This is a genomic window from Empedobacter sp. UBA5987 (assembly GCF_002429865.1).
Lineage (GTDB): Bacteria > Bacteroidota > Bacteroidia > Flavobacteriales > Weeksellaceae > Empedobacter > Empedobacter falsenii_B.
This window is the reverse complement of record NZ_DJBB01000024.1, coordinates 345-6,487: the sequence shown is the minus strand read 5'-3', so window position 1 is coordinate 6,487 and position 6,143 is coordinate 345. Positions and strand designations below refer to the sequence as shown.

Sequence of the window (6,143 nt, the reverse complement as noted above, 5' to 3'; positions counted from 1 at the left end):
GTTTTTAGGGAAGATTACAAATACTGTAAAGCAGATTACAGACGATGAACTACCTAATATACATTATTTATCGAATAGTAATAAGCTCTTATTATACAACCCATATCAAAACACAACAGATAATAAATTAATAAACGATTATGATGTTTATTTCTATGATTCGAAAACAGCTGTTAAGAAAAGAATTATTCAAGAATTTGATCCAAATACTCATTTATTCGGAAATGTAGGACAAACAGATGACTTTGTTTACTACTATGACAATAATTGGTGGTGGTATAATACAAAACTTGAAACAGCTACAAATTTAACTTCTTCCATATATGCCGAATGGGATAACAAATTACTAGATGAAGGTTATCAACAAATTGCATGGGGAATTGCAGGAATCTCAAATGATAAACAATACCTCTATCTATATGACACCTATGATATATGGAAAATAAATGTAAAAACATTAGCTTCTACTAAGTTGACAAAAGGTAGAGAATCGCAGCAAGTTTTTCGTTTTGAGTTATTGACGAAATCAAAAAATACGTCGGATATCCGTCTTATTGACGAAACTAAGAACAACAGATTGGTTATAAATGATCTAAATACAAGAATTAAATCTTATGCCATATTAAAACCAAATCATACAATTGATTTACTATTGACAAGTCATGATTTTTTATATACAAAGTTGCAACAAGCCAAGTTAACAACAGATTTTATTTACTTAAAAGAAGCCTATAATTTACCACCAGAATTGTGGTATAAAAAAGATATTAAAAGTGAACCAATACAATTATTCACAACGAATAAACAACATTATCTTTATGATTGGGGAACATCAGAATTATTGCATTACACAACTATAGATGGAAAAAAACTAAAAGCTGCTATATTTTATCCACCAAATTACAAGAAAGGAAATGTATATCCTGTTATAGTTCGTGTCTACGAAAATTTGTCACAAACAGTAAAAGAATACCACAATCCATCGATGTATAACAACATAGGATTTAATGTATCGAATCTTACGCAACAAGGTTATATTGTTGTACTTCCTGATATGGTATATGATAAAGGTTTTACTGGTGCTTCTGCTACAAATTCAGTTGTAGGAGTTTTGAATAAACTAATTGATGAAGGCGTAGCTGAAAAAGGAAAAATAGGATTGATTGGACAGTCATTTGGAGGATATGAAACCAATTTTATACTTACACAAACCGATTTATTTAGTGCTGCTGTTACGGGAGCAAGTTTATTTGACTTGGTAAAAGACTATTTTTGGAATGAACCTTACGAAAAAACAGAAAGCTGGCGCTATGAAAATTTTCAATTTAGAATAAAAAAGCCATTTTTTGAAGCGCCCGAACTTTATATAAAAAACTCTCCTTTGTATCATGCAAGTAGAATCACAACACCAATATTGAGTTGGACAGGTAAAAATGATGCTACTGTACCTCCAGAACAAACGATGACAATTTATACCGCTTTGAGAAAACTCAAAAAAAAGATTGTTATGTTACGCTATCCTGAAGCAAGACATTTTGTTACAAGTAAAGAAGATCAAACAGATTTGACAAGGAGAATAGAACAATGGTTTGCTTTTTATTTGAAAAACGAACCAAAAAGTAGTTGGATTAAATAACTTACAAAAAAGAAGAGGTTCCTTTCGGAACCTCTATTTTTAATTAGTTAGTTTATATAATTCTAAAACACACTGGCCAACACCATTTTTTTGCCAAACTTGCTGTGGAGTTGCTTCTTCTGTCATACAAAGTTGATCTGTAGATACAGGTGTACAATCAACTTTAATTTCTTCACAATCTGTAGACGAACTATGTCGAATAAATCCATCGATTAAAGCAGCATCTTTGATAGATTCGTTGCTTTTTGTTTGCTGTGTAGCAAACGCTCCTATTCCAGCCAATAAAAATGCTGCAATAGGCAATACTGTTTGAAGTTTTAAATTTTTCATTTTTTGTATTTTTTTTGGTTTTAACCTACTATATTATACAGGTGTTCGGTTATCCTCCTGCTATCGGCCGATAGTTTATTGTATGATTTTCGTATTAAGCGTATATACAACCAGTTGATTCTTTATAATTGCATATAAATTATTGTTGTTAATAATAAATTCATTTGTTTTTTGACGATCAACATCATAGAGATAAAAACTGCCTTTATACAATTGTTTTTGATAATTATATATATCTACTGCTGAAGCTTGTTTCCATACTTGATTATCTTCAAATTGTCCTTTTTTAGTAGAATTTATATACAATAACCCATTATCTACTGCTGCTAAGCGGTTTACTACACTATTGGGATTTAATAATTTTTGCTGATTTTGCTGATTCGTTATAACTTTAAGTGGTGCTAATCGGGTGGTATCTATTGTATGAGATCTAGTGATTACATCTAAATTTTTATTCGCAACTACATAATTGTTTCGATAATAGTATACATATAGAAATTTATTTTGTTGTAAATCAAACAACGGAATGCCATCTGTATCAAAAATCCCTTGTGTTGCTTCCCCTAATATTGATGTAGTGGTAAATTGTTGAACAGAAGGTGCTAAATTATATCGTGCTAGTATATTTTGCTTTGTTTTAAAATCTTGCTTACGGACAAATAACTCGTCTGTTGAACTTATAACAGCTTTCGAAAAATAAAGGGTTGGATCTGTTGATAATACTTTAGCTTCCCATGTTTTGATATCCCCCTTAAAGATTACAGGAACAGTTCCATCTACTAAAAAGAAATGTGGAGATGAAATAAATATTTTAACTGTACGAAAAGGAAAGTCGTCTTGATCAATTTTAATTATTAGTTCACGAGATTGATAATTATCTAAATCTATTTCCGTTACATAAAGAGGTGCAAATCGATCTCCTAAGTATAGCTTATTGTTTGTAACGCCAATAAAATAGAGTGAATTATTTTTAAGCTTATACGAATGTTTACCAATCACAATATCTTTCAAATATTTTCGAATAAATGGATTCTGTTTAGATATCTTTGCTTCTGATTGTAAGAATAAAATAACAACACAACCCGCACTCAAAATACCAATTACAATTAATTTCAAGAAAAGCTTTCGTTTTACACTTTCTCTTGTAATCATAATAGCAATGATGGAAAGACCAACAAAGACTACATTAAAAATTAAATGTTCTTTCCATCCCATCTTTTCTAAAATACCGCCACAGGAACATGGAATGAAATCGCTGTAATTTAATATCAGATAAATATAGACTGTAAATGCTATCATTAATCCGAACGAAGCATAAAGCCCAATTAATCGCCATCTTTTATAACAAAGCAATAATGCAATCACTATTTCCGCAATAATAACTGCATAAGAAATAAATCCTGCGTAAACACTCAATAAAGGTGATTGTGCCAATTGAATTTGAAAATTCTCAAAATCCATCAGCTTACTTACCGCCGCATAAATAAACAACACAATAAATAGGTAGCAGATGAGTGATTGGATAAAAGGAAAATATTTTCTCATCTTAATGTGTTTTAAGGTTTAAAGTGAACTACTCACCTCCTTCTTCAGTACGTTTGATGTAAGGATCTTTATCTTTTGGTGGATCAGCTTCTTCTTGAATAGAATCAGCAGTAACGATACTATCCAATTCTATATGTAAATCTGATTCGCGTTTTTGTTCTACAACAGATAAACCATCTGATCTTAATTGTGGAGCTTCCTCCTCCTCTATACATTGATAAAATAGGAAACTAATGATGCTAATGAATAAATAAGTTTTTGTTTTCATAGTCGTGTTTTTTAGGATTATTTATATTCTTAGCTTAAAATTAGAAGGCATAATGATTAAAACAATAAAGAAGCACGTCAAAAACATAAAGACTATGTTGATTTTATAAAAGTGTCACCTGTAATCGTTTATATTATTAATAATTAGCAAATTACCAAATGTTAATTTTTTAATTTACTATGAAAAAGATACGCTACTACGCTGTATAAATATGTAAAATTTATAAATTCATACATTTCATGATGTAATCGATTAGTGATTTGTGGTAATTTACAAACCTAATTCGATTAAAATAAGTAACTTACATGGAAATCTACTACTGTTTTCATCTAAAAAAACAATGCTTATGAAAACATCTATACCTCTTCTAATTGGATTTTTATGGCTTATTTTAAACATCGAAAATGTCTATGCAATTGATCAACTAAGCACACAAACAAATGATTTTCTAGTTCAGAGAATTGATTCATTTCAAACCGATAAGAACAATCCCGAAGTTTGGAAATACATTAATGCTTATATCCTAAAGGCTAAGATTAGTAATGATGGCGAAACTTTATTCTATGGCTATAAAGAAGCTATTTACTATTCACAGGATTATGCAACCAAATTAAAATATGCTGATAGTGCGATAGTTGTTGCTCAACAGACAAGGAATAATGATTTGATTGTTCAAAGTTTTCTTTCGAAAGGATTGGTTCATTATCAGTTCAAGAAATTTCAACCAGCCTTAAAAAATTATTTATTAGCTGAAAAGAAATTGAATAAGAAATCATCCAACTATTTAACGCATAAAGTCCTTTTTAATGTTGCTTTAATTAAATTTCAATTAAAAAAGTTTAGTGAAGCGGAACTATTGTTTCAGAAATGCATTATTTACTTTGAAAATAATAGTTCAGATGTCAATCACCAAGCTTATTATTTAAATAGCCTTTATTATTCCGTTCAAATCTTACAGGCTCAACATAAATACAAAGAAGCTAATCAGCTTAATAATAAATGTTTGAAATTAAGTCAAGATTCGCAAAACGACTATTTCATTCATTATTTCACCTATTTAAAAGGAATTCAATTCTACTTAGAAAAAGAGTATCAACAGTCTATAACCACGCTAACAAATGAATTAGATTATTTAAAAAATAACCACGATTCTAATACACTGAGTTTGGCTTATTTTTATATTGGTAAATCTTACGAGGCAATAAATGAAGGACAAAAAGCAATTATATATTTTGAAAAAATAGATCAACTTTTTAATGAATATGAGTTTTTGGATAGCGATGTTCGTGCTGCTTACGAAACCTTAATCCATAATTCTGAAAATAATCGTAATTACCCAAATCAATTGTATTATATCAATCAGTTACTAAAACTAGATCATTTAACTCAGCAAAATACAGTAAAGCTATCTCCTATTCTCCAAAAAGAATATGATGAAAAAGAATTATTGAAGTTGAAGAAAAATGTTGAATTCAAAATCACCATCTACCCTATTTTGATAGGTTTTGTGATCATTTTATGTTCCATCGGGGTATTGTATAGTTACAAACGTTTTTTCAAACAGCTTACGATAGATAAAAAGAAAGTAAAAGAACCTCCTGTTATTGAGATTCCGACTGAAGTTGTAAATCATATTTTGAATCAGTTGAATGATTTTGAAATGAATCACTTATTTGTACAAAAAACTTTAACCTTAGCTCAATTAGCAAAATCATTTAAAACCAATTCTGCATATTTATCAAAGATTATTAACTCAGAAAAAGGAACTAATTTTTCAAATTACATCAATCAACTTCGAATAAATTATGTTCTTCATCTCCTAATGGATTCAGATCAGTATCATCAACATTCAATTGGTGATTTAGCAGAATTAGTAGGTTTTTCATCTTCTCGTCAATTTTCGAATGTATTCTTTCAAGTAACCTCATTTCGCCCTTATGAATATATAAAACAATTGAAATTCAATCTAAACAAAAACAATTAAAAAGAAAAGACATCTCGATACTTCGGTAGACTCTCAAACCGAGGTTCATTGCCCCTATTCAAAAAGATAGTAAATACCGTCACTTCGAGTGATTTTCAAAATGTAATGTAGAAAATTGTATCGAGAAGTTAGACGTTTTAAAACAATTTTCGTCTTATTCTTCGACATAATCAATGTGACAAAATTCCTTATCAAAAGTGAATTTGAATATTGAAAAAGGATGAAAAAACCGACGATTTAGTATCGAAATGATAACGAATTTTAATAATGAAAAAGGGCGTAGAAACTGGCATTAAAACTCACACGTTAAGAAAATGGTTGAATGCAAAGTTAAAAAGATTTTAGCCCGTAGGGTTTGTAAAATCTTTAGTGGAATGAGA

At 29.6% G+C, this 6,143-nt stretch carries 5 protein-coding genes; 2 read left to right on the top strand and 3 right to left on the bottom strand.

Annotated features, from left to right (window positions below; all coding sequences use genetic code 11):
* The coding region (locus B3J26_RS04220) for an alpha/beta hydrolase family protein (protein WP_291073412.1) at positions 1-1,636 on the top strand (1,636 nt) is incomplete at its 5' end.
* Between the two features lie 39 nt (positions 1,637-1,675).
* On the opposite strand, the gene B3J26_RS04215 is transcribed toward B3J26_RS04220, so the two are convergent.
* The 3 genes from B3J26_RS04215 to B3J26_RS04205 all read right to left on the bottom strand — a co-directional run bounded on the left by B3J26_RS04215 (position 1,676) and on the right by B3J26_RS04205 (position 3,779).
* Positions 1,676-1,966 (bottom strand): DUF6520 family protein, encoded by a 291-nt coding sequence (locus B3J26_RS04215; protein ID WP_038330661.1) that lies wholly within the window; start codon positions 1,964-1,966, stop codon positions 1,676-1,678.
* A 75-nt stretch (positions 1,967-2,041) separates the two neighbouring features.
* A complete protein-coding gene (locus B3J26_RS04210) occupies positions 2,042-3,511 on the bottom strand; it encodes a DoxX family protein (RefSeq protein ID WP_291073410.1) in 1,470 nt (489 codons plus the stop codon).
* A gap of 28 nt (positions 3,512-3,539) precedes the next feature.
* Positions 3,540-3,779, bottom strand: coding sequence for a hypothetical protein (locus B3J26_RS04205; protein WP_171622778.1), 240 nt, complete (start codon positions 3,777-3,779; stop codon positions 3,540-3,542).
* A gap of 346 nt (positions 3,780-4,125) precedes the next feature.
* Here B3J26_RS04205 and B3J26_RS04200 point away from each other — a divergent pair, with 346 nt between their 5' ends.
* Positions 4,126-5,763 carry a helix-turn-helix domain-containing protein gene (locus B3J26_RS04200; RefSeq protein WP_291073408.1) on the top strand — a complete coding sequence of 546 codons (1,638 nt, stop codon included), beginning with the start codon at positions 4,126-4,128 and terminating at the stop codon, positions 5,761-5,763.
* Positions 5,764-6,143 lie beyond the last annotated feature (380 nt).